Here is a 23,495-nt window from a genome sequence, read left to right on the forward strand (position 1 = left end):
CAGCCCGGCGCCGAATCACCCGGGGTGACGGTGAAGGACGCCGAAGCGCTCGCCCTCATCGCGAAGACCACTCCGGCCGGCATTCCGACCGGCGGCGGAGCGAACTCCGGTCAGGTTGACCGGAAGAAGGTTCACGGGAGACAGGTTCACGGGAGACAGGTTCACGAGAAACAGGTTCATCGGAAATACGAATAGCCGTCTATCGGAGTCCGGCGGGCTGTTCTATCGTCACCGTACATGGCGACCTCTCGCGCACCGTTGCGCTTCGCCGAGACGATCTCCGCCACCGTTTCCGCGGCCCGGGAATCGGGTTTCTTCTTCGATTTCGACGGCTCTGTCGTGCCCATCATGAACGATCCGGACGCGGTGCTCCCCGTCCCCGGGGCGGTGGAGCGGCTGAGCGCGCTGGCGGAGCTGTTCGCCCGCGTCGCCGTCGTCTCCGCGCGCCCCGCCGCGTTCCTGCGCGACCGCTTCTCCCGCGCCCCCGGCGTGCGGCTCTTCGGCCTGTACGGCCTGCAGACGGTGGTCGACGGCGAGATCAGGACCGCCGGTGAGGCGGAGCCATGGGCGCCGGTCATCCGCCGCCTGGTCGCCGACGCCGCTCGCGACCTGCCGGGCAAGGTGCTGGTGGAGGACAAGGCGCTGATGGTGGCGCTGCACTACAGAGCGGATCCGGCGCTGCGTGGCGCGGTGGAGAGATGGTCGTCGGCGAAGGCCGCCGAGCTGGGCCTGGCCGAGCAGCTGGGCCGCATGGTGGTCGAGCTGAAGCCGCCGGTGCCCGGCGACAAGGGCACCGTCGTCGAAGCGGAGAGCGCCGCCCTGGCCAGGGCCTGGTACTTCGGCGACGACCTGTCCGACGCCCGCGCCTTCGAGGCCCTGCGTACGCGCGAGGAAGAAGACCCGGAGTTCGTCGGGGTCAGAGTGGCGGTGGCGAACGGCGAAACAGGCGACGAACTGGCCCGGCAGGCGGATTTCACCGTGGCCGGCCCGGCCGACGTCCCGGCCATGCTGGACGAGATAATCCGCGCTTTCCATGACAACCGGCAAACGCAATAGCCCCGCCCGGAAATTCACCCGCCTTATTCGGCCCGTTCACCCGGGCCGGAAAGTCCTGTCGAGTACGCGCGGCACCCTACTCTGGACGGGTGAGCACCCTTGTCCTGGACGGCGGCCTGGCCACCCGCCTCGAAATGCTCGGCGCCGACCTGAGCGACGAGCTGTGGTCGGCGCGGCTGCTGGTGGAGGATCCGGCGCTGATCCGGCGCGTGCACGCCGACTACTTCGCCGCCGGCGCCGACGTGGCCACGACCGCCAGCTACCAGGCGTCGATCCCGGGATTCGTCCGGCGCGGGCTCGACGAGGCGCAGGCCGAGCGGCTGATCAGGCTCTCGGTCGAGCTGGCCGCCCAGGCCCGTGACGAGGCCGGGGGCGGGCTGGTGGCCGCCTCGATCGGTCCCTACGGCGCCTACCTGGCCAACGGCGCCGAATACACCGGCGACTACGACCTCGACGAGCTGGGCCTGCTCTCGTGGCACCGGCCACGCTGGGAGATCGTCGCCTCGAGCGGGCCCGACCTGCTCGCCTGCGAGACCATCCCGTCCTACCCGGAGGCGCGGGCGCTGGCCAGATTGCTCGCCGAGACTCCGTCGGTCAAGGCGTGGGTGAGCTTCTCCTGCCGCGACGCCGCGCACCTCAACGACGGCACCCCGATCGCCGAGGCCGCCGCGTTGTTCGCCGGCAGCTCGCAGGTGGTGGCCGTCGGCGTCAACTGCACCGCGCCGCGGCACATCCCCGGTCTCATCGCCACGCTGGCCGGTGGCCTGCCGGTGATCGTCTACCCGAACTCCGGCGAATACTGGGACTCCGAGCAGGGCCGGTGGCGCGGCACCGCCGAGCCCGTGGAGTACGGCCAGGCGGCCGAGGAGTGGCAACGGGCCGGCGCCTCGCTCATCGGCGGCTGCTGCCGTACCACTCCCGAGCACATCAAGCAGATCCGCGCCCACCTGTCCTGAGTCACGTCCAGCGGATCCGCGCCCATCCGTCCTGAGCCACGTCCAGCGGATCCGCGCCCACGTGTCCTGAGCACCGCGCCACGGAGGCCCGGCAACGGGGCCTGGCAAGGAGGTCAAGTGACGGCGGTCAAGTGACGGCGGTCAGGTGACGGCGGTCAGGCCGCGACGTTCTCAGGGGCGCGGCGGCTGGACAGCACGCGGTCGAGGGCGAGCGCGCCGCCTCCGCTGAAGCCGACGGCCAGCGCGCCCGCCGCCAGCGACAGGACGAACTCGAAGCCGCCCTTGTCCACCCCGAACCCGTTGGCCCCGTGAACGAACAGGATCGCGCCCGCCATGTCGAGCGCCAGCAGCGTCCCCACGACGGGCAGCGCCACACCGAGGATCAGCGCCAGGCCGCCCGCGACCTCCAGCACCGCCACCGCCGGCGCGGCGGCCCCGGCCAGCGGGATTCCGGCCGACTCGAAGAACTTGGTGGTCCCGGCGATCCCCATCGTGGCGAACTTCTGGTAGCCGTGCACCAGGAAGATCCCGCCGACGACCACGCGGGCGAGCAGGATCGCTACGGAACGTGACTGGTCAAGCATGCGCTCTCCAAAAGGCAGTAGTTCAGATTTGAACCAGCACTCTACCCGGAAGTTCAAATCTGAACAACAAGTACACTGGACGCCGTGACGGACACCGCGTGGCTCAACGAGACGGAGATGGCGGCTTGGCGCGCCTTCCTGTCCACCTCCCACCTGCTGGAGCGGCGCATCGAAGAGCAGCTCAAGGCCGCGGCCGGACTGACCCACCCTCAGTACGAGGTGCTGGCCCGCCTGGCCGACGCCCCAGGCCGCCAGATGCGCATGACGGAGCTGGCCAAGGGCGTCGTGGTGTCGAAGTCCGCGCTGACCTACCAGATCGGGCAACTGGAGAAGGCGGGCCTGGTCGAGCGGACCACCTGCCCGTCCGACGAGCGTGGCGTGCTGGCCGTGCTGACCGACGCGGGAGTCCGCTGCCTGCAGCTCGTCGCCCCCGGCCACGTGGAGGTCGTCCGGGCCTACCTCATCGACCGGATGACCCGCGGCGAACTGGAGACGATGACCGCCGCCATGCGCAAGACCGAGCAGGCACTACGGCAATAAGCCCCGCCATGCGCGAAACCGGGCAGGCACTACGGCAGTGAGCCCCGCCGTGCGCGAAACCGGGCAGGCGCCAAGGCGATGAGCGGTCAGCCCTTGGCGGCGCGGGCCGCGCGCTCCATCTCGACCTTGGCGCTGGCGGCGTACTTGTCGACGTACTCCTGCTCCGACAGCTCCATGAGCGCGTACATGATCTCGTCGGTGACCGCGCGCAGCACCAGCCGGTCCTCCTCCATCCCGTAATAGCGGGAGAAGTCGAGCGGCTTGCCGAACCGCACTCCGGGCCGGATCCCGAGCTTGGGCAGCGGGTGGCCGGGGGGCATCATCTCGAAGGTGTGGACCATGGCCCACGGGATCACCGGCACCCGCGACATGAGGGCCAGGCGGGCGACGCCGGTCTTGCCCTTGTACAGGCGGCCGTCGGGTGAGCGGGTGCCCTCGGGGTAGATGCCGAGGACGTTGCCCTCGCGCAGCACCCGCATGCCGGTGCGCAGCGCGGCCTCGCTGGCCTTGCCGCCCGAGCGGTCGATCGGCACGGTGCCGACGCCGCTGAAGAACAGCCGGGTGAAGAAGCCCTTGACGCCGCGCCCGGTGAAGTAGTCGGACTTGCCGAGCGAGATGACCTTGCGGCGCAGATGCAGCGGCCCGAAGAAGTGGTCGGCGAACGACAGATGGTTCCCGGCCAGAATGACCGGCCCCTGCCTGGGCACGTTCTCCACACCCTCCGCCCACGGCCGGAAGACGACGCGGAGGATCGGCCCCAAGATGGCCTTGACCACCCAGTAGAACACTCGGCCACCTCTTCTCCACAGCGCGGTCTGCAAGCAAAGTCATCTTCGCATCTCAGGACCGATGCTCCTACCTCACCTCTCGCACAATCCACCTCGATCGTGCGACGATCGGGCAATTCCGGGATGAAATCCCATCGAGGAGCTGTTATGCCGCTCATGCCAGGCGCGGAGCCCTATCACCATGAAGCAGGCCAGGTCGGCGTACTGCTGTGCCATGGCTTCACCGGCACCCCGCAGTCGCTACGGCCTTGGGGCGAGTATCTCGCCGGGCAGGGGGTGAGCGTCTCCCTCCCCCGCCAGCCCGGACATGGCACCACCTGGCAGGAGATGAACCGCACCCGCTGGGACGATTGGTACGCCGAGGTCGAGAAGGCGTTCGAGGACCTCCAGGGCCGCTGCGCGAACGTGTTCGTGGCGGGGCTGTCGCTGGGTGGCTGCCTGGCGCTGCGGCTGGCCGAGGTGCACGGGGACGCGATCAGCGGCGTCATCGTGGTCAACCCGTCGATCGTGCGCGACGTGCCGCTGCTGATGCTGGCCCCGGTGCTCAAGTGGTTCCTGCCGTCGGTGCCGGGGGTGGCCAACGACGTCAAGAAGCCGGGCGTGACCGAGCTGGCCTACGCGCGCACGCCGGTGAAGGCGGCCGCCTCGCTGCCCGGCCTGTGGTCGCTGGTCCAGGCCGACCTGGTGAAGGTGACGCAGCCGCTGCTGGTCTTCCACAGCACCGAGGACCATGTGGTGAAGCCGAGGAGCGTGGAGATCATTCGCCAGAACGTACCGCAGGCCACGATCGAGGAGCTTACCGATAGCTACCATGTTGCGACGCTGGACAACGATGCCGACAAGATCTTTGCCGGTAGCCTCGACTTCATCCGGACACATGCCTCGGTACCCTTGCAGAGGGACTGATCGCACCCAGGGGGAAGTCGCGATCGCTGCGGAGAGGCCGATCTAGGTGACGCCCCAGAGTGACGAGGACGAGGTCTGGCGGCAGATCGTCGCGTCCTTCAACGACACAGCCGAGCGCGACTCGGCCGACCAGCCATGGCCGGACAGCGAGAACGTCCCGGTCGAGCCCGTCGCCCGCGTGGTCAAACCCGCGGCCGACGAGGACGCCGACGCGGAGTCGGAGCACGGCGACGAGGACCTCGGCGAGGATGAGGACGGCGAGGAGCGCTTCGTGCCGCCGCCCCCGCCGCCGTTGCCCAAGCTCGACCTGCCGACCAAGCTCGCCTGGGTGGCGCTGTTCGGCGGCCCCGCCTACCTGCTGATCGCCGCGATGGCCAACTGGCAGATGGAGGGCTGGGCGCTCTTCACCGCCGTGGCCGCGTTCATCGGCGGTTTCGTGGCGCTGGTGGTGCGGATGGGCGACGGCCCGCCCACCGACGGCTGGGACGACGGCGCCGTGCTCTGAGACCGGTCAGCCGTGCTCTGAGACCGGCTAGGAGTCCTTCAGCGAAGGCTCTCCGGGCCCGAACAGCTCCACCACGTCCGTGTAGCGCTCGCGGGCGTCCACGGCGTGACCGACCGCCCAGACGTCGCCCTTGCCCGCGAGGTAGGTGACCGCCTGCAACCGCACGCTGTCCTTGCCCTTCGCGGCGCCGCCCCGGATGATCTCGCAGTCGCTCTTCTCGCAGCGCATCATGAACGGCTCGGCGGCCCTTGACGGGTCGAAGCCGGAGATCCAGAAGCGGCCCTTGCCGTCGCCTGTGACCCCGTAGAGACGCGACTCTGTCTCGGGCAGCCGCTCGCGCTGCCAGCGCTTGCCGTTCCACGACAGCACCAACGGATCGACCTGGTCGGCCCCGCGGTAGACGCCGCCGACGGCCAGCGCCCGCTTGGCGCTGTCGACCTGGATGTCACGCAGGTAGCCACCCGGGACCTCGGGCACCGGCATGGCCTTCCAGCTGTCGCCGGAGTAGTGCATGATCAACGGCGCGCTGCCGGTGTCGCCGACGGCGAAGTTGCCGGACACCGCGTAGAGCGCGCCCTTCTCCTTGGTCTGCTGGGCGCTCCAGGCGCCGGCCTGACCGGTGAGGATGAGCCCGTAGTCGTCGCGGCTGCCAACGGCCACGACGCGCCCCGGACGGGCGTCGATGCCGCCGAGCCAGTCGCCCGCGCGCATCCCCTGGGCCCTGACCCGGTCGAAGCCGCCGGTGTCTCCGTGGGCGAGGTAGGGCAGGCCGTCATGGCCGTCGCCCACGGCCCACACGTCCGACGGTGAGGTGGCGGCCACGCCGCGCAGGTTGCCGGCACCGGTGGCGTCGCGCAGGGTCACCTCCGACCAGCTGGAGCCGTTCCAGTGGCGGACCGTGCCGCGATTCTTCCAGACGTCCCAGATCTCCTGCTGGCCGACGGCCCAGACATCGCCTGACGAGAGCGCGGTAACGTCGGACAGCGAGCCGTCGGCGTCCAGGCGGACGCTCGTCGACTGCTGCCACGCCTCAATGGTGGCGGGGTGGGGATCGGCATGCGCGGCGGGCGTGACCTGCGACAAGGCCACGGACGTCGCCAAGATCAGGGTGAGCGCACGCCGCTGATAGCGACGGGTCATGAGCAAATGCTACGGGTTCGCGGACCTTCCCGCCCCGTTAGGCCCCGACTAGCAGCTCGGCGAGTACCGGCAGGTGGTCGGTCGCGGCCGCCAGGTCGGCCTCGGCGGCGTCCGCGCCACCGCAGGAGAGGACCGTCAGCTCGCGCGCCGCGAACACCGCGTCGATGCGCTCGCGCGGCCGCCGGGCGGGGAAGGTCAGTCCCTCGCCCCGGGGCGCGGCCGGCCGGCAGTCGGTGAGCCGCCCGGCCAGATAGCGCCAGGTGGGCTCGGTCTCCTGCTCGTTGAGGTCGCCGCCGATCAGGATGGCGGCGCCGTGCGCGGCCGCCGTACGCTCCATCAGCGTCATGGCCTCGTACGCGTGCCGCAGCCTGGCCGCCCCGTGCAGATCGAGATGGATCGAGCCGACGGCCAGCGGCACCCCCTCGACCCGCAGGACCGCGACGGCCAGCCCGCGGACCTCCAGCCCGGCGAACACCTTCAGCCGGTGGTGCTCGGCCGCCAGCACCTCGATCCCGGGGCGGGCGAACACCGCGACGCCGCCGAGCCTGCCCCCGGCCACCACCCGCAGGCCGCACGCCTCGGCCAGCTGCCGCCGCCGGCCACGCCAGTTGAGGAAGCGCGGGACCTCCTGGAGGCACAGGATGTCGGCCCGCATCGACCCGATCACCCGGACCAGCGCGGGCACGCTGTCACGCAGCCCCCGGACGTTGTACGTGGCCACCCGCGGCATCGCTGGGGAACCCGGTCAGCGCATCCTGGCGAGGTCGGCCGCGCCGACGACTCCGGCGGCGGCGCCCAGCTCGGCCAGCCGGATCTCGGCGAGCGGCCGGTGGCCCCTGCCGGTGAGCTGGCGGGCGAAGGTCTCCCGGGCCCGGTCGAGGAAGAGATCGGCCGCGCGGGAGACGCCGCCGCCCACGATGAAGCAGCCCGGGTCGAGGATCGCGGCCAGGTCGGCCATGCCCTGGCCGAGCCAGTCGGCGAGGCTGGCGAAGGCGGCGAGTGAGGCCTCGTCGCCCAGCTTGGCCGCCTCGGTGACCTCCTCGCCCTCGATCTTGCCACCGGCCAGGCCGAGCAGGATCTGGGCCCGCTCCGGCTGGGCGGTGGAGATCTGCCTGGCCTCGATGACCAGGGCGTTGCCGCTGGCGTACTGCTCCCAGCAGCCGAGCTGGCCGCACCCGCACAGCCGGCCCTCGGGCACCACCTGCATGTGGCCGAGCTCGGCCCCCATGCCCCAGTGGCCCCTGAACAGCTTGCCGTCGAAGACCAGGCCGCCGCCGATGCCGGTGCCGACCGTGATGCAGACGACGTGCGACTGACCGCGCCCCGCGCCGAACTTGGTCTCGCCCCAGGCCATGGCGTTGGCGTCGTTCTCGATGACGACCGGTAGCCCGATCAGCCCGCTGATCTTCTTCTGCAGGGGCTCCTCGCGCCAGGCCAGGTTGGGTGCGAACCGGACGACCGACCGGGTCTCGTCGACGAACCCGGCCGCGCCGACGCCGACGGCCTCGATCTCCCTGCCTTGGGCGAGCTCGCGCACGACCTCGGCCACCGTCGCGGCGACCTGCTCGGGCTGGTCGGCCGGGGTGGGCTTGAGCGCGTGGGCGATCACTTCGCCGTCGTCGTTGACCACGCCCGCGGCGACCTTGGTGCCACCGATGTCCACACCGATCGTGAGCATGCCCCTGTATCTCCTCTATCCCAATCTGGTCTAACCCAGATCAATATGTTCCACGTTGTCACGGCCATGCTCGCCGCTCTGATCGTCGCGTGGCCTGCGAGGGGCCGGCCTGCTCAACGCGTCGATCGTCTGGCGGAACGCGGCGAACAGCTCGCCGCCGGCCGCCACCAGGTGCCCGGTCACGTCGCTGCCGGACTCCCGCTGTGCCGCGATGGCCCGGCAGACCGGGCAGGCGCGGCAGATGTACTCGTCATGGGGCTCGGACACCGCCTCGCTCCACACGTCCCTGTCCCTCTGCCCGCCGCCGCCCCCGGTGAAGGAGTTGAGCACGGTCCTGCCGACCTGACGGGTGGCCCGTCCCTGGATGGTGTCGAAGAGCTTGCGCGCCTCGTCCGTGACGGTGCCGATCGGGTCTCTGTTGCTCTCAGTCATCTGGCCCTCCTGGTGTGAACCGTACCCGGAGCACGCCGTCATGGAGCGCCGCGCCGCTGATCCGTCTGCGGGCCAGCGCCGCCGGCAGTGCCAGGATCCTCCGGTAGGGGCCGGCGGTGATGATCAGCTCGTCGCCCTTGCGGGCCAGGTCCACATCGGCCCGGTCGGCGCCCGGCAGGGCCAGGGTCAGCTCGTCGGCGGACAGCCGGAGCGGCGGCTCCACGTCCGGGGCGGCGAACGGGTCCACCTCGCCGTAGATCGCCCCGCCCACCTGGGCCAGCGCGTCCTTGCCGACCGGCTCGGCCGGGAGGTAGGGCACGACGTGGATGGGTAGCGGCGCGAACGACTCCTCGGCCTCGGCCAGGAGCCTGGACTGGGCCGCCACCCACTGGGCGCGCCACTCGTCGGCGCCCTCGGCGGGGAAGACCCGGTTGGCGATCACCGCGTCGACGCGGTAGCCGTACAGGTTGAGCGAGGTGAGGGTGCGTCTGGCCTCGGCGAGCACCACGGCCTCCGGCGTGAGCACCAGGCGCACGGAGGCGTTCTCGCCGGTGAGCAGCTCGCGCACCTCCAGCAGGCCGCGGTGGAAGCGCTCCCCCGCGCTCAGGACCTCCTCGCCGGGCGCGCTGACGCGGGCGACGCTGCGCACGAACGGCGAGACGATCTTCATGATCTTGCGGCCGACCGGCATCAGCCTGGTCATGTGCCAGTCGAGCGCCTCGGGCAGGGCCAGCAGGCGCAGGGTCTCGGCGGTGGGGGCGCAGTCGACGACGATGACGTCCCAGCGTCCTTCGCGGGCGTGCTCGCGCAGCTCCAGGAGGGCGATGATCTCCTCGGCGCCGGGCAGGATGGTGATCTCCTCCGAGGTGATCTCGTCCAGGCCCAGCTCGGCGAGCAGCCCTCGGGCGTAGTCCTGCAGCTCGCCCCAGTGGCGCTCCAGCGTCTTCTGGGTGTCGACCTGGTGCAGGTGCAGCCCGGGCGCGACCTCACCAGGCTCGACGCCGAGCGCGTCGGCCAGCGAGTGGGCGGTGTCGGTGGAGACGATCAGCGTCTTCAGGCCGCGCTTGGCGGCGAGCGTGGCGGTCGCCGCGGCGGCGGTGGTCTTGCCCACACCGCCCTTGCCGGTGAAGAGCAGAACTCGCGGGCTCACCTCAGTGCCCTTCGACGCGCTTCTTGAGGCCCTTGAGCGCGGTGTCCACGATGACCTTCTCCGCCTTGCGCTTGATCATGCCGATCATGGGGACCTTGAGGTCGGCCGAGAGCTCGTACGTCACCTCGGTGCCCGTGCCCGTGTCGGCCAGCTGGTAACTCCCCGCGAGCTCGGCGAGCATCTTGCCCGGCTCGACGACCTGCCAGCGGACGCTCTCGTCGTCCTGCCAGGTGTAGCCCAGAGTGTAGGCATCACTGATCACTCCGGCGTCCAGGACGAAGCGCACCGTCTCCGGCCTGCCGTCGGCCCCGGTGCTGAGGACCTCCGCCTCCTTCACCTGGCCCGCCCAGTCGGGGTAGGCCGCGAAGTCGGCGATGACGGCCATCACGGCGGCCCGATCGGCGCCGACGGTGATGCTCGAAGTGGTGCGATCAGCCATGCGACCACCGTACCGGTCGGGTCACCATTCGAGGATGAACGGAACCCCCTTTCCCCGGAAATGACCCACGTTCACGCACTCGGTGCGTCCGATACGGGTGCGCCGGTGAAGTGGCTGGTGCACATGCCCGAACAGGGCGTAGCGCGGCTGCGTCCGCCTGATCGCCGCCAGCGTCGCCTCGCTGCCGCGCTCGAAGCGCCTGGCCACCACGTCGTACAGCAGCTCGGGCACCGCGGGCGGGATGTGACAGCACAGCACGTCCACCTCGCCGACCGCCTCGACCTTGGCGGCGAACTCCTCGTCACTGATCTCGTACGGCGTGCGGTAGGTGGTCTTGAGCCCGCCGCCGACGAAGCCGAACCGCCAGCCGCCGATCTCCACGCTCTGGCCGTCGAGCACCTGGTGGCCGTCCTGGAGGTAGTCGGACCACAGGCGCGGGATGTCGACGTTGCCGTAGGTGAGGTAGGCGGGGGCGGGCATGGCCGCGAAGAGCTCTTCGTACTGGGCTCGTACGTTGCGCTCGATGTGCTCGCGCGGGTCGCCGTCGAGGGTGGACCACAGCCGCGCCGACAGGGCTCTGGCCTCGTCGAAGCGCTTGGCCGTGCGGAGCGCGATGAACTCCGCGGCCCGCTCGGCGCCGAACAGGTCCGGGAAGATGCCCTGCGCGTGGTCGTCGTAGTCGATGAAGAGGATCAGGTCACCCAGGCAGATCAGCGCGTCGGCCCCCGCCGCCGCGCCGGCCAGCGCGTCCGCCCTGCCGTGTACGTCGCTGATGACATGGACCCTCATGCGGGAAATCCTATGAGAGCGGCTGCTAGCGTGAGAATGACCCCTACCCGTGGGTAATTCAACGCGATAGCGTCCAGGCGGTCCCCCGAACAGGAGTTGATTCGTGCGCGAGTACAGCGTCCCGGTGCTGGTCGACGTACCTGCCTCCGCGAGCCTGCCCGACACGGTCTTCAGACGGGCCGAGCAGGAGCCCGGCGCGGTCGTCATGCGGCGCAAGTCAGACGTCGGCTGGCCCGCCGTCACCGCCTCCGAGTTCCGCGACCAGGTCGTCGAGCTGGCCAAGGCGCTGATCGCGGCGGGCATCGAGCACGGTGACCGGGTCGCGCTCATGTCGCGTACCCGCTACGAGTGGACGCTGATCGACTACGCGATCTGGTCGATCGGCGCGGTCACCGTGCCGATCTACGAGACGTCGGCGGTCGAGCAGGTCAAGTGGATCCTGTCCGACAGCGAGGTCAAGGCGGTGTTCGTCGAGCTCGACGCGCACGAGGAGACCGTACGCGAGGCCGCGCCCGACCTGAAGCCCGTCTGGCGCGTGGACGAGAGCCTCGACGGCTCCGAGGTGACCGACGCCGCCTTCGAAGAGCGGCGTACCCGGGTCGGCTCGGCCGACCTGGCCACGGTCGTCTACACCTCCGGCACCACCGGCCGGCCCAAGGGCTGCCGGATCACGCACGACAACCTGCTGTTCACCGCCCGCAACGTGGTGGCGGGCCCCCTGGAGTCGCTCTTCGCCGGCAAGTCGCCGGCGGCGCTGCTGTTCCTCCCGCTCGCGCACATCTTCGCCCGCATGATCCAGGTCGCCATCATCGAGGCGGGCGCGATCCTGGCCCACACCCCGAACATGAAGAACGTGGCCCCGGACCTGGCCGAGTTCCAGCCGACCTTCCTGCTCGGCGTGCCCCGCGTGTTCGAGAAGGTCTACAACGGCGCCGAGCAGCGGGCCATCGCCGGCGGGAAGGGCGCGATCTTCGCCCGCGCCGCCGACACCGCCGTCGCGTGGAGCAAGGCCGAGAGCTCCGGCGGCGCGGGCCTGGGCCTGCGCCTGCGGCACGCCCTGTTCGACCGGCTGGTGTACGGCAAGCTCCGCACGGCCACCGGCGGGCGGCTGACCGCGGCGGTGTGCGGCGGCTCGGCCCTCGGCGAGCGGCTCGGCCACTTCTTCAGGGGCGTCGGCATCGAGGTGTTCGAGGGCTACGGCCTGACCGAGACCTCGGCGCCCTGCTCGGTCAACATGCCGGGCGCCAACAAGATCGGCACGGTCGGCAAGCCGCTGCCCGGCGTGTCGATCCGCATCGCGGACGACGGCGAGATCCTGGCCAAGGGCCGCCACGTCTTCCACGGCTACTGGCACAACGACCAGGCGACGGACGACGCGATCGACGCCGACGGCTGGTACCACACGGGCGACGTGGGCGAGCTCGACGCCGACGGCTACCTGCGCATCACGGGACGCAAGAAGGAGATCCTGGTGACGGCGGCGGGCAAGAACGTCGCCCCCGCCCCGCTGGAGGACGCGCTCCGCGCGCACCCGCTGATCTCCCAGGCCATGGTCGTCGGCGACGGGCGGCCCTTTGTGGCGACGCTGATCACCCTGGACCCGGAGGCGCTGGAGCACTGGAAGTCGGTCAACGGCGTGCCGACGGCTACGCTCAGTGAGCTGTGCACGGATCCGCGCGTGCTGGCGGAGATGCAGAAGGCCGTGGACACGGCCAATCTGACGGTGTCGAAGGCGGAGCAGATCAAGAAGTTCGTCATCCTGGACGTGGACATCACCGAGGACAGCGGGCACCTGACGCCGACCCTGAAGATCAAGCGCAACGTGGTGATGCGGGACTTCGCCAAGGATGTGGACGCACTCTACAAATGACTACGCTGGGTATAGAAACCACTACCCGTTGTCCCGGATTCTCTGGACGCTCTTGACGCCACCCCGCTAGCCTGAGACAGCAATCGGGACCGGAGATCTGTTACATCCCCGGTCCCTACCTTCAAAGGTAGGGGAGATAACGGTGAGCATCAAGGAAGCGGGTATGCAGTTCATCGGCAGCATCGAGAAGGAATTCGTCCGGATAGGGGCCGACCAGATGGAGATGGGCCAGCAGCTCACCGAACGCATCAACGGCGTCGCGGACCGGGTCAAGACACTCGACGGCAAGGTCACCCTCCTGGACGGCAAGGTCACCTCCATGCAGGCGTCAATAGACGAGCTCCAGGCCCGACAGGCAACGATGCAGACGTCGATAGACGGGCTCCAGGCCGGACAGGCAACGATGCAGCAGACCCAGACGGAGATGATGCACATCCTCGTCGCCATCCAGCGCAAGCTCGACCTCAACTAAGCAGCCCCCGCGAACGGCCCCCGGCAGCGCAGGCCGGGGGCCGTTCGCGTGCGACGTCAGCCCTTCGTCGCGCCGCCCGTGAGCCCCTTGACGAACTGCTTCTGCAGCAACAGGTAGAACACCAGGATCGGCAGCGTGGCCAGGAACATGAGCGCGAACATCCCGCCGAAGTCCGCCGCGTACTGCCCGAGCGACTTGTAGATGCCCGTCATGATCGTCGTACCCTCGCGCGGCCCATAGATGATCAGCGGGTTGAGGAAGTCGTTCCAGATCCACACCCCGAGGAAGATCAGCACGCTGGCCGTCGCCGGGCGCAGCAGCGGGAAGACGATCTTCCAGAACGTCTGCCACCGCGTGGCCCCGTCGATGGCCGCGGCCTCCTCCAGGTCCCGTGGCACGCCCTTCATGAAGCCGGAGAAGACGAAGACCCCGAACGGCACGTAGTAGCCGACGTTGAAGAGCACGAGGCCCGGCAGCGTCGACATCAGCCCGAGCGCCTTGAGCACCTGCGTGATCGGGATCAGGATCACCTGCGGCGGGATCATCAGCCCGCACAGCAGCAGGACCATGATCACCCGTGACCACCAGGTGTTCTGCCTGGCCAGGTAGTGGCCGAGCATGGCCGACAGCACCGTCAGGATGATGATCGACAGCGAGGTGACCAGCACGCTGGTCCGCAGCGACGACCAGAAGAGGCTGTCCGGGCTGGTCAGGACCCGGATCAGGTTGTCGAAGGTGGGCGGGATCGGCAGCGACATGGCGCCGCCGGCGACCTGCCGGCTCTCCTTGAAGACGTTGATCAGCGCGATGTACAGGGGGATGAAGAACACCCCGCCGACGACCAGCGCGACCAGCGGGCGCAGCCACGGCACGGAGGAGCGCATCAGAGCTGCACCTCCCTGCGCTGCAGCACGCGCAGCGTGATCACCGACAGCAGCGCGATGACGATCAGCATGACGACGGCCTCCGCCGAGGCGTAGCCGGTGCGGTTCTCCACGAAACCCTCATTCAGGATGACGAGCGCCACGCTCGCGGTGGTCCCCGTCCCGGGACCGCCGTTGGTGATCACCTTCACGTGGTCGAAGATCTTGAACGCGGAGATCAGCAGGACGACCGTGTTGATGGTGAGCGCGGGCGCCAGTAGCGGCCAGGTGACGCTCCAGAACCTGCGTACCGGACCCGCGCCGTCGATCGCCGCCGCCTCGGCCAGCTCCTGGGGTACGCCCTGGAGCCCGGCGAGATAGACGACCACGCAGAATCCGAGCATCTGCCAGCAGACGATCGACGCCAGCGAGTAGAGCGCGATGTCCGGGTCGGACAGCCAGCCCGGCGGCTCACTGACGCCCAGCGCCCTCAGCGCCTGGTTGATCGGCCCGTCGTCGGCGAGGACGCGCGTCCAGATGACGCTGATGACCACGGAGCTGATCACCATCGGGGTGAAGAAGACGCTGCGCAGCGCGTTGTACAGCCAGCCGCGGCGGTCGAGGAGCACCGCGATGGCGACGCCCAGGACGTTCGGCACGATGACGACGATCAGCGTGAGGATCGTGGTCACCCGCAGTGATTGCAGGAACGTCTCGTCCTGCAGGAGCAACTGGTAGTTGCGCAGCCCGACGAAGTGCGTCTTGGGCCGCAGCAGCGCCTGGTCGGTCAGGCTGTAGCCGAAGCTGAGCGTGATCGGCAGCACGACGAGGCAGAAGTAGATGAGCGTGCCGGGCGCGGCGAACGACAGGAAATGCCACAGCCCGGCCCCTTTGCCGCCCGGCCGTCGCCGGCGCGCCTGGGCCTGCGCGTGACTGGGCTTGTGATGGTGAATGGTGGTGCCAGCGGCCATCAGGCCAGACCCCTCCTGGTCGGAATCGGATTCCGGTCAGATCGAGGGGCGGGCGCTCGGCGGCCCGCCCCGCCTGATCAGCCGGATTTCTCCCACTCGGTGTCGAGGAAGGCCAGTGCCTGGTCGACCGTCTTCTTGCCGCTGACCAGGTCCTGCGCCGAGGACCAGAACTTGCCCTGCATACCCGGCAGCATCGCCGTGTCGCCGGCCTCCCAGCTGAACGCGGGGACGGTCGCCTTCTCGTTCAGCGCCTTCTGCCACAGGTCGTAGACGGCCTTGAACACCGGGCCCGTGTCCGACGGAGGCGTGTAGCCCTTGATCGCGGGGAAGAGCGCGTCGGCCTTGACCGAGGCGTCCAGGTTCTCCTTGGTGAGCTGGAAGGCCAGCGCGAACTTCTTGGCCGCGGCCATGTTCTTGGCCGTCGCGCTGACGGACAGCCCGCCGCCGGTGAAGGTCGGCATGTGCAGGGTGCCGTCGTCGCTGGGCCAGGCGAAGACCCCGATATCGTCCTTCACGGGCGAGGCGTCGGCCGCGGCGGCGAACCAGCTGCCCATCGGGTACATCGCGCCCTTGCCGCCGAGGAAGGCCTCCTGCGTCTTGGGATAGTCCTGCCCGATCTGCCGCTTGTCGAGGTAGCCCTTGGTGGCCAGGTCGGTGAACTTCTGCGTGGCGGCCTTCATGGCCGGGTCGGTGGCGAACTTCACCTCGCCGTTGCGCCGCTTGGTCATCCAGTCGGGCGTCTTGGCGTACAGGTCCGTGGCCAGGATGGCGGTCCATGGCTGGGAGGTGACGAACACGCCGCCGGACACGAACGGGGTGATGCCCTTGGCCTTCAGCTTCTCGGCATCGGCCAGCAGGTCGGCGTAGGTCTTCGGCGGCTCGGCGATGCCGGCCTTCTGGAACAGCTTCTTGCTGTAGTAGACATTCGGGATCGTCTGCGTGTTGGTCGGCAGCTGGAGGATCTTCCCGTTGACCGCGCCACAGGTCGGGCAGAGGAAGTCCTTGAGCTCCTCCGGCGTCCACGTGGCCAGGCTCGGCTCCAGGGCGATCAGGTCCTGCATGCCGATCTGTACGTCGGGCAACTGCCCAGAAGCGGCCAGTTGCTTGGCGTAGTCGTTGCGCTCGGACTCCGAAGGCGCGGCGACCAGCTCGACCTCCAGGTCGGGGTTGGCCTTGGTGACCAGATCGACCTGGGCCTTCCAGTACGACTCCGGCAGGTTCGGCGAGGGGAACACCAGGAAGGAGACCTTCTGCTTGCCGCCGGAAGCCGGCGCCGAAGACTGGCCTCCACTGGGCGAACTGCTTGAGCAGGCACTAAGCGCGAGAGCCACGGCGAGGGCCATCGGCCCAGCCGCGAACAGCTTATTCACTGTGCCACCCTTCTCACTCATCCGATCATTCGATGGGTGCGCAAAATGATGCGTGTGAATAGGTAGGACCACTACTAGGGGTAACAGCTAAGCATTGCAAAGATAAGGCTTGATCGTACAGAAAGGTAGGATCACTCCGGCCCAGCACATGCCATGTGATCGGATTGGTATGCGGAGGGCGCCCGTACCCGCACCGCCAAGATCAAACGATGACCAGCTCGCCCGCCTGCTCGGACAGCGCGGTCCTGGCCGTCTCGGGCAGCCCGCCGTCGGAGATCACCACGTCGGCCTCGCTGAGCCGGGCGATCGTGCTGATACCCACGGTCCCCCACTTGGTGTGATCGGCCAGCACGACCAGTCTGCTCGCGGCCTCGACCAGGGCGCGGTCGGTCTCGGCCTCCATCATGTTCGGTGTGGTGAACCCGGCCCGCGTGGTCATCCCGTGCACGCCCAGGAACAGCACGTCCACGTTGAGCAGCCGGATCGCGGCCACCGCCACCGGGCCGACGAGCGCGTCCGAGGGCGTACGCACGCCGCCCGTCAGCACCACCGTCTGGTCCGGCCGCCCTCCGTGCTGGAAGACGTCGGCGATGCGCACCGAGTTGGTCACCACGGTCAGGCCGGGCGTGTTCACCAGTTGGTGGGCAAGCGTCCAGGTCGTGGTCCCGGCCGAGAGCGCCACGGCGGTGCCCGGAAACACCATCCCGGCGGCGCGGCGGGCGATGACCAGCTTCTCCTCCTCCTGCTGGACCGACTTGGCGGCGAAGCCGGGCTCGTCGGTCGAGCCGGCGCCGATGACGGTCGCGCCGCCGTGCACCTTGGCCAGCAGCCCCCGCTCGGCCAGCAGTTCGAGGTCGCGGCGGATCGTGATGTCCGAGACGCCGAACTCGCGCACCAGGTCGACCACCTTGACGGCGCCGTTCAGCCGTACGAGCTCCAGAATCGTCTGCTGTCGCTGGACGGCGAGCATCGCATCACCCAGTTCCCAACAGTTTCTCGACACTCCCCCGACATTTACCTGACATTTCCGACATTTCCGACGGTTTCTCGACATGCCATTCGGACGCATCATGACACGCCACCTGCGGAGTTCAAGGCCCGCGCTCGGTGGTGACGGTTCCGGACGGCCTGTTCGACATCAAATCGTGCGTTGACAGCCGGTTGGGTGTGCTCTTCTCTGAAGGAAATCGAGCGAATTCGGGGGAATTTGAGGATCCTGGCAAGGAGGAACCACCATGGTCCAACGTCTGCCGATCTCCCGTCGCAACCTGCTGCTCGGCGCGGCCGCCACCTTCGGTGTCCCGGCCGTCCTGGCCGGCTGCGGCTCCAGCCAGCCCGCCGCGCCACCGGGTGGTAAGTCGTCCGGAAACCTCGGCACGGTCACGTTCGGTTCCAACGCCTCGGACGAAATTCCCAAGAAGTCCCTCGAAACCGTGCTCAAGGGCTTCACCCAGGCCCAAGTGAAGATCAACACTGTGGACCACAACACCTTCCAGGAGAACATCAACCGCTACCTCAAAGGCACGCCGGACGATGTCTTCACCTGGTTCGCCGGATATCGCATGCAGTTCTTCGCCGAGCAGGGGCTCGCGACGGACATCTCGGATGTGTGGCAGGAGATCGGAAGCGACTACACGCCCGCCTTCAAGGCCGCCTCGACGGGCACCGACGGCAAGCAGTACTTCGTGCCGTTCACGTACTATCCGTGGGCGGTCTTCTATCGCAAGAGCGTGTGGCAGGAGAAGGGCTACGAGCCGCCCAAGACGCTGGACGAGTTCACCGCGCTGGCCAAGAAGATGAAGGCCGACGGGCTGATCCCGATCGGGTTCGCCGACAAGGACGGCTGGCCCGCGATGGGCACGTTCGACATCATCAACATGCGGACGAACGGCTACGACTTCCACATCTCGCTCATGGGCGGCAAGGAGTCGTGGACCGACCCCAGGGTCAAACAGGTCTTCGACACCTGGCGCGGGCTGCTGGAGTATCACCAGCCCGCCGCGCTGGGCCGTACCTGGCAGGAGGCCGGGCAGGCGCTGCAGCAGAAGAAGACGGGCATGTACCTGCTCGGCATGTTCGTCGCCCAGCAGTTCCCGGAGAACGAGCGCGACGACATCGACTTCTTCACCTTCCCCGAGATCAATCCGGCATACGGCACCGACTCCATCGACGCGCCCATCGACGGCTACATGATCTCGGGCAAGGCCAAGAACGTCGACGGGGCCAAGGCGGTGCTCAAGCACCTGGCCCTGGGCACCTCGCAGAACGTCGCCACCAAGCTGGACCCGGGCACCCTGGCCGCCAGCTCCAAGGCCGACACCAGCGGTTACAGCGCGCTGCAGAAGCGCGGCGCCGAGCTGGTGTCCAAGGCGACGCATCTGGCCCAGTTCCTCGACCGTGACACCCGGCCCGACTTCGCCTCGACCGTGATGATCCCGTCGCTGCAGTCGTTCGTCGGCAAGCCGAACGAGATCGACTCCTTGCTGGCCGGCATCGAGAAGCAGAAGACCAACATCTTCCGCTGATGGCCGCCAAGACCCGTCGCTACTCCGCCCGCGACGTGACCATCCTGGTCATCGGGCTGGGGGTGGCCGTCATCGTCAACGTGGGCCTCATCTGGGGGCCCACGCTGGCCTCCATCGGGCTGTCGGGCACCGACTGGAACGGCATCAAGCCGATGGAGTGGGTGGGCGGCCGCAACTACACCGACCTGGTCAACGACTATCCGCCGTTCTGGTCGGCCATCCGTAACAACGTGCTCTGGCTGGGCTTTCTCGGCCTGGTCGCGACGCCGTTCGGGCTGTTCTGCGCGGTGCTGCTGGACCGGCGGCTGCGGCTGTCGCGCGTGTACCAGAGCGCGCTGTACACCCCGGTCGTGCTGTCGCTGGCCGTCGTGGGGTTCATCGCACAGCTCGTCTACTCCTCCGACTACGGCGTGCTGAACGCGGTGACCGGGCTGACCGTGGACTGGCTGGGCGACCGGTCGATCAACATCTGGGTGGTCATGGTGGCGGCCGGCTGGCGGCACGTCGGGTACGTGATGATCATCTATCTGGCCGGGCTGAAGGCGGTCGATCCCGCGCTCAAGGAGGCGGCCGCGATCGACGGGGCCAACGAGGCGCAGGCGTTCTTCCGGGTGGTGTTCCCGACGCTGCGGCCGGTCAACGTGATCGTGCTGGTGATCACGGTGATCGAGGCGCTGCGCGCGTTCGACATCGTCTACGCCATCAACAAGGGCAGGAACGGGCTGGAGCTGCTGTCGGTGCTGGTCACCGAGAACATCGTGGGCGAGGCGAGCCGCATCGGGTTCGGCTCGGCCATCGCGGTGATCCTGCTGGCGATCACGCTCGGGTTCATCGTCACTTACCTGTCGCAACTGTTCAGGGAGGAACGATGACGCTCACCGCGCCCATCACCACGCCCCCGGTCCAGGACCGGCGGGAGCCGGTGCGCCGCCGGGCGCGTCCGCTGCGCGTCCTGCTGCACCTCTTCCTCGCTCTGGTGGCGCTGGGCTGGGTCCTGCCGCTCGCGCTGGCGCTCTACGCCTCGCTGCGCCCGTACGACGAGACCTCGCGGCTGGGTTACTTCTCGCTGCCCGAGCACCTGACGCTCGACTACTACGGGCAGGCGTGGAGCCAGGCCGACCTGCCCCGCTACTACCTCAACACGTTGATCATCGTGATCCCGGGCGTGCTGATCACGCTGTTCATGGCGTCGTTCACCGCGTTCGCGATCGCGCGGCTGCGCATTCCGGGGCGCAAGGCGCTGCTGATCACGTTCACGGCGGGCAACCTGCTGCCGCCGCAGGTGCTGATCACCCCGCTCTACACCCTCTACACACTCGTGCCGCTGCCCTCGTGGCTGTCGGACTCGCAGTCGCTGTACGACTCCTATCTCGGGCTGATCCTGGTGCACGTGGCGTTCCAGTTCGGCTTCTGCGTGTTCGTCATGTCGAACTTCATGCGCACGATCCCGGAGGAGATCACCGAGGCGGCACTCGTCGACGGGGCCGGCGTGTGGCGCCGCTACTGGCAGCTCACGCTGCCGCTGTGCCGCCCGGTGCTGGCGGCGCTGGCCACGCTGGAGTTCACCTTCATGTACAACGACTTCCTGTGGGCGCTGGTGCTGATGTCGTCGGGCGACAAGCTGCCCGTCACCTCGGCCCTGAACAACCTGCGCGGCCAGTTCTTCACCGACTACAACCTGCTGGCGGCCGGGTCGATTCTGGTCGCGCTGCCGACGCTGATCATCTTCCAGATGCTGCACAAGCAGTTCGTCGCCGGGCTCACGCTGGGGGCCACCAAGGGCTAAAGGAGCGCGTGGAAGCGGGCGGCGACCTGGTCCCAGGTCCACTCGCCGGCGATCCAGTCACGGCCCCGGGCGCCCATCTTCCGGGCCCGTTCGGGGTCGCCGAGCAGCTCGATCAGGGCCGCGGCGACCTCTTCCACGTCGGTGCCGTCGACGACGAGACCGGTCTCGCCGTGCCGTACCGCGTCCGGGGCGCCGCCGGACGCGCCCGCGACGACCGGCAGGCCGGTCGCCGACGCCTCCAGGAACACGATCCCCAGCCCCTCGACGTCGACGCCGCCCAGCCGCGTACGGCACGGCATCGCGAACACGTCGGCGGCGGCGTAGTAGCCGGCCAGGCTCGCCGCCGGGACCGTGCCGGTGAAGCGGACGGACTCCTGCCCCCGCGCCAGCTTCTCCAGCCTCTTGCGGTACGGCCCGCCGCCCACGAGCAGCAGCACCGACTCCGGCACCGCCCGCAGCACCCGGGGCCAGGCCCTGATGAGCTGATCCTGGCCCTTGCGCGGCACCAGTCTCGACACGCAGATCACCACGGGCCGCCCGGCCAGCCCGAGCTCGGCCTTGGCCGCGTCCGGGTGGAACTGGCCGGTGTCCACGCCCGGCGCCAGCCGTACCAGCTTGGCCGGCGAGATCGCGGCGGCCAGCCGGGCGCGCGTGTACTCGCCGAGGTAGGTCACCACGTCGGCGTGCGCGCCGATCCTGCGCAGCGCCCCGCGGAACAGGGGCGCGCTCGCCCACGACGCCTCGTGGCCGTGGGTGAGCATCACCACGCGCCGCGCGCCGGCCGCCCGTAACCCCGGCGCGAGCAGGCCCAGCGGGGCCGCCGAGCCGAACACCACGGTGTCCGCCCGCTGCTCGGCCAGCAGGCGGGCGGCCCGGCGGGCGACCGCCGGGGTCGGCAGCATGAGCGAGGTGGGATGACGGACGATCCGGTACGGCTGGCGGCGGTCGAACTCCGCGCACCCCTGCCAGGCCGGAGCGTAGACGGCCACGCCGGGGGTGCGCAGGGCCAGCCCGTGCACGAACGACTGGATGCCGCCCGGCCGGGGCGGGAAGTCGTTCGTGACGATGAGCACACCGGTCACGGCTGCTGCCGGCCGTTCAGCGCGGCCCACTCCCGGGCCATGGCGATGCGTTCGGGGCCGGCGGGGTGTGATGCATAGAGGGCATATTCCACCGGATCCGGCGACAAGTCGGAAATATTGGTGATTGCCAGGCGTTTCTGCATCGAGATAAACGTGGCCGGGTCCTTCGTGAGGTTCAGGGCGTGGAGGTCGGCGCGGGCCTCGATGTGGCGGCTGACCACGTTCTGGGCCGGCCCCGAGACGACCGTGGCCAGGCTCATCAAGCCCATGATCACTCCCACCGCCCGTGGGTCGGCCGCCGAGGCGATGCCCGTGCGCCGCCGTAGCAGGCCCAGGAGCAGGAACAGCAGAATCGTGCCGAACGCGGCGCCCAGCCCGCCCACCAGCGTGCCGACCAGCACGTCCCCGTACTTGGCGTGGCCCAGCTCGTGCGCCACGACCAGCTCGACCTCGGACTGCGGAGCCTTGAGCAGCGTGTCGTACACGACGATCCGGCGCGTGGCGCCGAAGCCGGAGACGTAGGCGTTGAGCGCGTTCGTCCGGCGGGAGGCGTCGGCGATCAGCACGTCCTCGACCGGGACATGGGCGCGCTCGGCCAGCATCATCAGGTTCGCCCTGAGCGCGCCCCCTGGCATCGGGCGGAAGTCGTTGAACAGCGGCTCGAACACGACCGGATACACGAACGACGCCGCCAAGGTGAACGCGAACGCGCCCGCGGCGGCCGGGATCCACCAGCGCCGCAGCCACCTGGCCAGCGCCACCACGACCAGCACCATGATGGATTGCAGCACCACGTTCACGGCCAGGCTCTTGAGCCGGTCGCCGGTCCAGCCGGCCCAGTCCTGCGTGGACAGGCCGTAGTCGCGCAGCCGCACCTCGTACCAGATGCCCAGGGGCCACCTGATCGCCTCGACGATCGCGGTCAGCACCACCACCCCGAGCACCACCCGCACCCACCACGGCCCCGGCAACCTGCCCAACACCTTGGCCCCGAACGGCGTGAGCACGAGCAGCCCCGCGAACAGCACGGTCAGCCCGAGTGACAGGTAGCCGGGCAGGCTCGTGGCCGCGTCGAAGGCGGCGGCCCTGGCGATCTCGGCGGCGCTGAAGTCGCGCGCCGGGTCCGGCGCCACCGTGGGAGCGCCCGAGGGCATCACCCGCCAGGGCGTCGTGAACGCCACCACGGCCACAATCACCACGCCGAGAACGACCAGCGCCCAACCGGCACCGGCCCGGCCGACCGCGACGTCCCCGCCGTCCGCGACCCAGCCACCGGACACGGCGCGATCGCTTGGCGCGGCACGGTCGTCCGGCGCGGCGCCCTCGCCTGACGTGGCTCGGTCGCCTGGCGCGGCACGGTCGTCCGGCGTGGCTCGGTCGCTTGACGCGGCACGGTCGTCCGGCGTGGCGCCCTCGCTTGACGTGGCGGAGTCGCTTGACGTGGCGGAGTCGCTTGACGTGGCGGAGTCGCTTGACGTGGCGGAGTCGCTTGACGTGGCGGAGTCGCCGGGCGGTTGTGCCGGGTGCTGATCGGGGCCCGCGTCGTCGTCAGGCGGCATGTCGTCGGTGCCCTGCAGATCTTCCATCCGCGTT

At 69.3% G+C, this 23,495-nt stretch carries 25 protein-coding genes; 10 read left to right on the forward strand and 15 right to left on the reverse strand.

Annotated elements, in window-relative coordinates; translation table 11 throughout:
* The first annotated feature begins 237 nt into the window (after window positions 1-237).
* The gene (otsB, locus tag AB0H88_RS01745; RefSeq protein ID WP_357639908.1) at window positions 238-1,056 is read left to right on the forward strand and encodes a trehalose-phosphatase; all 819 of its coding nucleotides are present in this window, start codon (window positions 238-240) and stop codon (window positions 1,054-1,056) included.
* Between the two features lie 89 nt (window positions 1,057-1,145).
* Complete coding sequence (gene mmuM, locus AB0H88_RS01750) at window positions 1,146-2,012, forward strand: homocysteine S-methyltransferase (RefSeq protein WP_357639911.1); 867 nt, start codon at window positions 1,146-1,148, stop codon at window positions 2,010-2,012.
* A gap of 155 nt (window positions 2,013-2,167) precedes the next feature.
* Here the strand turns inward: mmuM and AB0H88_RS01755 are convergent, their stop codons facing one another.
* On the reverse strand, window positions 2,168-2,596 hold the full coding sequence (locus tag AB0H88_RS01755) for a DoxX family protein (RefSeq protein WP_357639912.1): 429 nt from the start codon (window positions 2,594-2,596) through the stop codon (window positions 2,168-2,170).
* A gap of 84 nt (window positions 2,597-2,680) precedes the next feature.
* Between AB0H88_RS01755 and AB0H88_RS01760 the strand changes: the two genes are divergently transcribed.
* A complete protein-coding gene (locus tag AB0H88_RS01760) occupies window positions 2,681-3,136 on the forward strand; it encodes a MarR family transcriptional regulator (protein ID WP_357639915.1) in 456 nt (151 codons plus the stop codon).
* An 86-nt stretch (window positions 3,137-3,222) separates the two neighbouring features.
* Here AB0H88_RS01760 and AB0H88_RS01765 read toward each other — a convergent pair whose 3' ends face one another.
* Complete coding sequence (locus tag AB0H88_RS01765) at window positions 3,223-3,924, reverse strand: lysophospholipid acyltransferase family protein (RefSeq protein ID WP_225298509.1); 702 nt, start codon at window positions 3,922-3,924, stop codon at window positions 3,223-3,225.
* Between the two features lie 147 nt (window positions 3,925-4,071).
* On the opposite strand from AB0H88_RS01765, the gene AB0H88_RS01770 reads away from it, so the two are divergent.
* Together AB0H88_RS01770 and AB0H88_RS01775 are read left to right on the forward strand one after the other, a co-directional pair.
* Window positions 4,072-4,830 carry an alpha/beta fold hydrolase gene (locus tag AB0H88_RS01770; protein WP_357639918.1) on the forward strand — a complete coding sequence of 253 codons (759 nt, stop codon included), beginning with the start codon at window positions 4,072-4,074 and terminating at the stop codon, window positions 4,828-4,830.
* Between the two features lie 46 nt (window positions 4,831-4,876).
* Window positions 4,877-5,335: a hypothetical protein gene (locus tag AB0H88_RS01775; RefSeq protein WP_357639921.1), complete on the forward strand. Its 459-nt coding sequence runs from the start codon at window positions 4,877-4,879 to the stop codon at window positions 5,333-5,335.
* Between the two features lie 27 nt (window positions 5,336-5,362).
* Here AB0H88_RS01775 and AB0H88_RS01780 read toward each other — a convergent pair whose 3' ends face one another.
* Genes AB0H88_RS01780 through AB0H88_RS01810 form a run of 7 tightly spaced genes read right to left on the reverse strand, consistent with a single transcriptional unit; the run spans window position 5,363 to window position 10,963 of the window.
* Window positions 5,363-6,475 (reverse strand): hypothetical protein, encoded by a 1,113-nt coding sequence (locus tag AB0H88_RS01780; RefSeq protein ID WP_357639922.1) that lies wholly within the window; start codon window positions 6,473-6,475, stop codon window positions 5,363-5,365.
* A 37-nt stretch (window positions 6,476-6,512) separates the two neighbouring features.
* Window positions 6,513-7,205, reverse strand: a complete 693-nt coding sequence (locus tag AB0H88_RS01785; protein WP_357639924.1) for an endonuclease/exonuclease/phosphatase family protein — start codon at window positions 7,203-7,205, stop codon at window positions 6,513-6,515.
* A 15-nt stretch (window positions 7,206-7,220) separates the two neighbouring features.
* Window positions 7,221-8,153, reverse strand: a complete 933-nt coding sequence (locus AB0H88_RS01790; protein ID WP_357639926.1) for an ROK family glucokinase — start codon at window positions 8,151-8,153, stop codon at window positions 7,221-7,223.
* A 30-nt stretch (window positions 8,154-8,183) separates the two neighbouring features.
* Window positions 8,184-8,585, reverse strand: coding sequence for a DUF5304 family protein (locus tag AB0H88_RS01795; RefSeq protein ID WP_357639929.1), 402 nt, complete (start codon window positions 8,583-8,585; stop codon window positions 8,184-8,186).
* A complete protein-coding gene (locus AB0H88_RS01800; RefSeq protein WP_357639932.1) occupies window positions 8,578-9,735 on the reverse strand; it encodes an ArsA family ATPase in 1,158 nt (385 codons plus the stop codon). Before AB0H88_RS01800 ends, AB0H88_RS01795 begins: the two co-directional genes overlap by 8 nt.
* A gap of 1 nt (window position 9,736) precedes the next feature.
* Window positions 9,737-10,174 (reverse strand): SRPBCC family protein, encoded by a 438-nt coding sequence (locus AB0H88_RS01805; protein ID WP_357639935.1) that lies wholly within the window; start codon window positions 10,172-10,174, stop codon window positions 9,737-9,739.
* 21 nt (window positions 10,175-10,195) lie between these two features.
* Complete coding sequence (locus AB0H88_RS01810; protein WP_357639937.1) at window positions 10,196-10,963, reverse strand: metallophosphoesterase; 768 nt, start codon at window positions 10,961-10,963, stop codon at window positions 10,196-10,198.
* 103 nt (window positions 10,964-11,066) lie between these two features.
* On the opposite strand from AB0H88_RS01810, the gene AB0H88_RS01815 reads away from it, so the two are divergent.
* Together AB0H88_RS01815 and AB0H88_RS01820 are read left to right on the forward strand one after the other, a co-directional pair.
* Window positions 11,067-12,833 carry an AMP-dependent synthetase/ligase gene (locus AB0H88_RS01815; RefSeq protein WP_357639940.1) on the forward strand — a complete coding sequence of 589 codons (1,767 nt, stop codon included), beginning with the start codon at window positions 11,067-11,069 and terminating at the stop codon, window positions 12,831-12,833.
* A 142-nt stretch (window positions 12,834-12,975) separates the two neighbouring features.
* On the forward strand, window positions 12,976-13,305 hold the full coding sequence (locus AB0H88_RS01820; RefSeq protein WP_357639941.1) for a hypothetical protein: 330 nt from the start codon (window positions 12,976-12,978) through the stop codon (window positions 13,303-13,305).
* A 56-nt stretch (window positions 13,306-13,361) separates the two neighbouring features.
* Here AB0H88_RS01820 and AB0H88_RS01825 read toward each other — a convergent pair whose 3' ends face one another.
* The 4 genes from AB0H88_RS01825 to AB0H88_RS01840 all read right to left on the reverse strand — a co-directional run bounded on the left by AB0H88_RS01825 (window position 13,362) and on the right by AB0H88_RS01840 (window position 17,479).
* On the reverse strand, window positions 13,362-14,189 hold the full coding sequence (locus tag AB0H88_RS01825) for a carbohydrate ABC transporter permease (RefSeq protein ID WP_357639944.1): 828 nt from the start codon (window positions 14,187-14,189) through the stop codon (window positions 13,362-13,364).
* Window positions 14,189-15,139 carry a sugar ABC transporter permease gene (locus AB0H88_RS01830; protein ID WP_357639946.1) on the reverse strand — a complete coding sequence of 317 codons (951 nt, stop codon included), beginning with the start codon at window positions 15,137-15,139 and terminating at the stop codon, window positions 14,189-14,191. Before AB0H88_RS01830 ends, AB0H88_RS01825 begins: the two co-directional genes overlap by 1 nt.
* A gap of 77 nt (window positions 15,140-15,216) precedes the next feature.
* The gene (locus AB0H88_RS01835; RefSeq protein ID WP_357639949.1) at window positions 15,217-16,509 is read right to left on the reverse strand and encodes an extracellular solute-binding protein; all 1,293 of its coding nucleotides are present in this window, start codon (window positions 16,507-16,509) and stop codon (window positions 15,217-15,219) included.
* Window positions 16,510-16,711: 202 nt separating this feature from the next.
* Window positions 16,712-17,479 carry a DeoR/GlpR family DNA-binding transcription regulator gene (locus tag AB0H88_RS01840; RefSeq protein ID WP_357639952.1) on the reverse strand — a complete coding sequence of 256 codons (768 nt, stop codon included), beginning with the start codon at window positions 17,477-17,479 and terminating at the stop codon, window positions 16,712-16,714.
* A gap of 265 nt (window positions 17,480-17,744) precedes the next feature.
* On the opposite strand from AB0H88_RS01840, the gene AB0H88_RS01845 reads away from it, so the two are divergent.
* From AB0H88_RS01845 to AB0H88_RS01855, 3 genes are read left to right on the forward strand one after another with little or no spacing between them, the layout of a single operon-like run.
* Window positions 17,745-19,034, forward strand: coding sequence for an ABC transporter substrate-binding protein (locus tag AB0H88_RS01845; RefSeq protein WP_357639954.1), 1,290 nt, complete (start codon window positions 17,745-17,747; stop codon window positions 19,032-19,034).
* On the forward strand, window positions 19,034-19,906 hold the full coding sequence (locus AB0H88_RS01850) for a sugar ABC transporter permease (protein ID WP_357639957.1): 873 nt from the start codon (window positions 19,034-19,036) through the stop codon (window positions 19,904-19,906). The genes AB0H88_RS01845 and AB0H88_RS01850 overlap by 1 nt, the downstream gene beginning before the upstream one ends.
* Window positions 19,903-20,820, forward strand: coding sequence for a carbohydrate ABC transporter permease (locus AB0H88_RS01855; protein WP_357639960.1), 918 nt, complete (start codon window positions 19,903-19,905; stop codon window positions 20,818-20,820). Before AB0H88_RS01850 ends, AB0H88_RS01855 begins: the two co-directional genes overlap by 4 nt.
* On the opposite strand, the gene AB0H88_RS01860 is transcribed toward AB0H88_RS01855, so the two are convergent.
* Together AB0H88_RS01860 and AB0H88_RS01865 are read right to left on the reverse strand one after the other, a co-directional pair.
* Entirely contained in the window at window positions 20,817-21,902 is a 1,086-nt protein-coding gene (locus AB0H88_RS01860; protein ID WP_357639962.1) for a glycosyltransferase family 4 protein, read from the reverse strand. The two genes, AB0H88_RS01855 and AB0H88_RS01860, sit on opposite strands and share 4 nt — an antisense overlap.
* Complete coding sequence (locus AB0H88_RS01865; RefSeq protein ID WP_357639965.1) at window positions 21,899-23,488, reverse strand: M48 family metallopeptidase; 1,590 nt, start codon at window positions 23,486-23,488, stop codon at window positions 21,899-21,901. The genes AB0H88_RS01860 and AB0H88_RS01865 overlap by 4 nt, the downstream gene beginning before the upstream one ends.
* Window positions 23,489-23,495: the final 7 nt, after the last annotated feature.

Origin of the sequence: Nonomuraea sp. NPDC050680, assembly GCF_040654555.1 — a bacterium.
In the GTDB taxonomy this organism is placed as follows: Bacteria; Actinomycetota; Actinomycetes; order Streptosporangiales; family Streptosporangiaceae; genus Nonomuraea.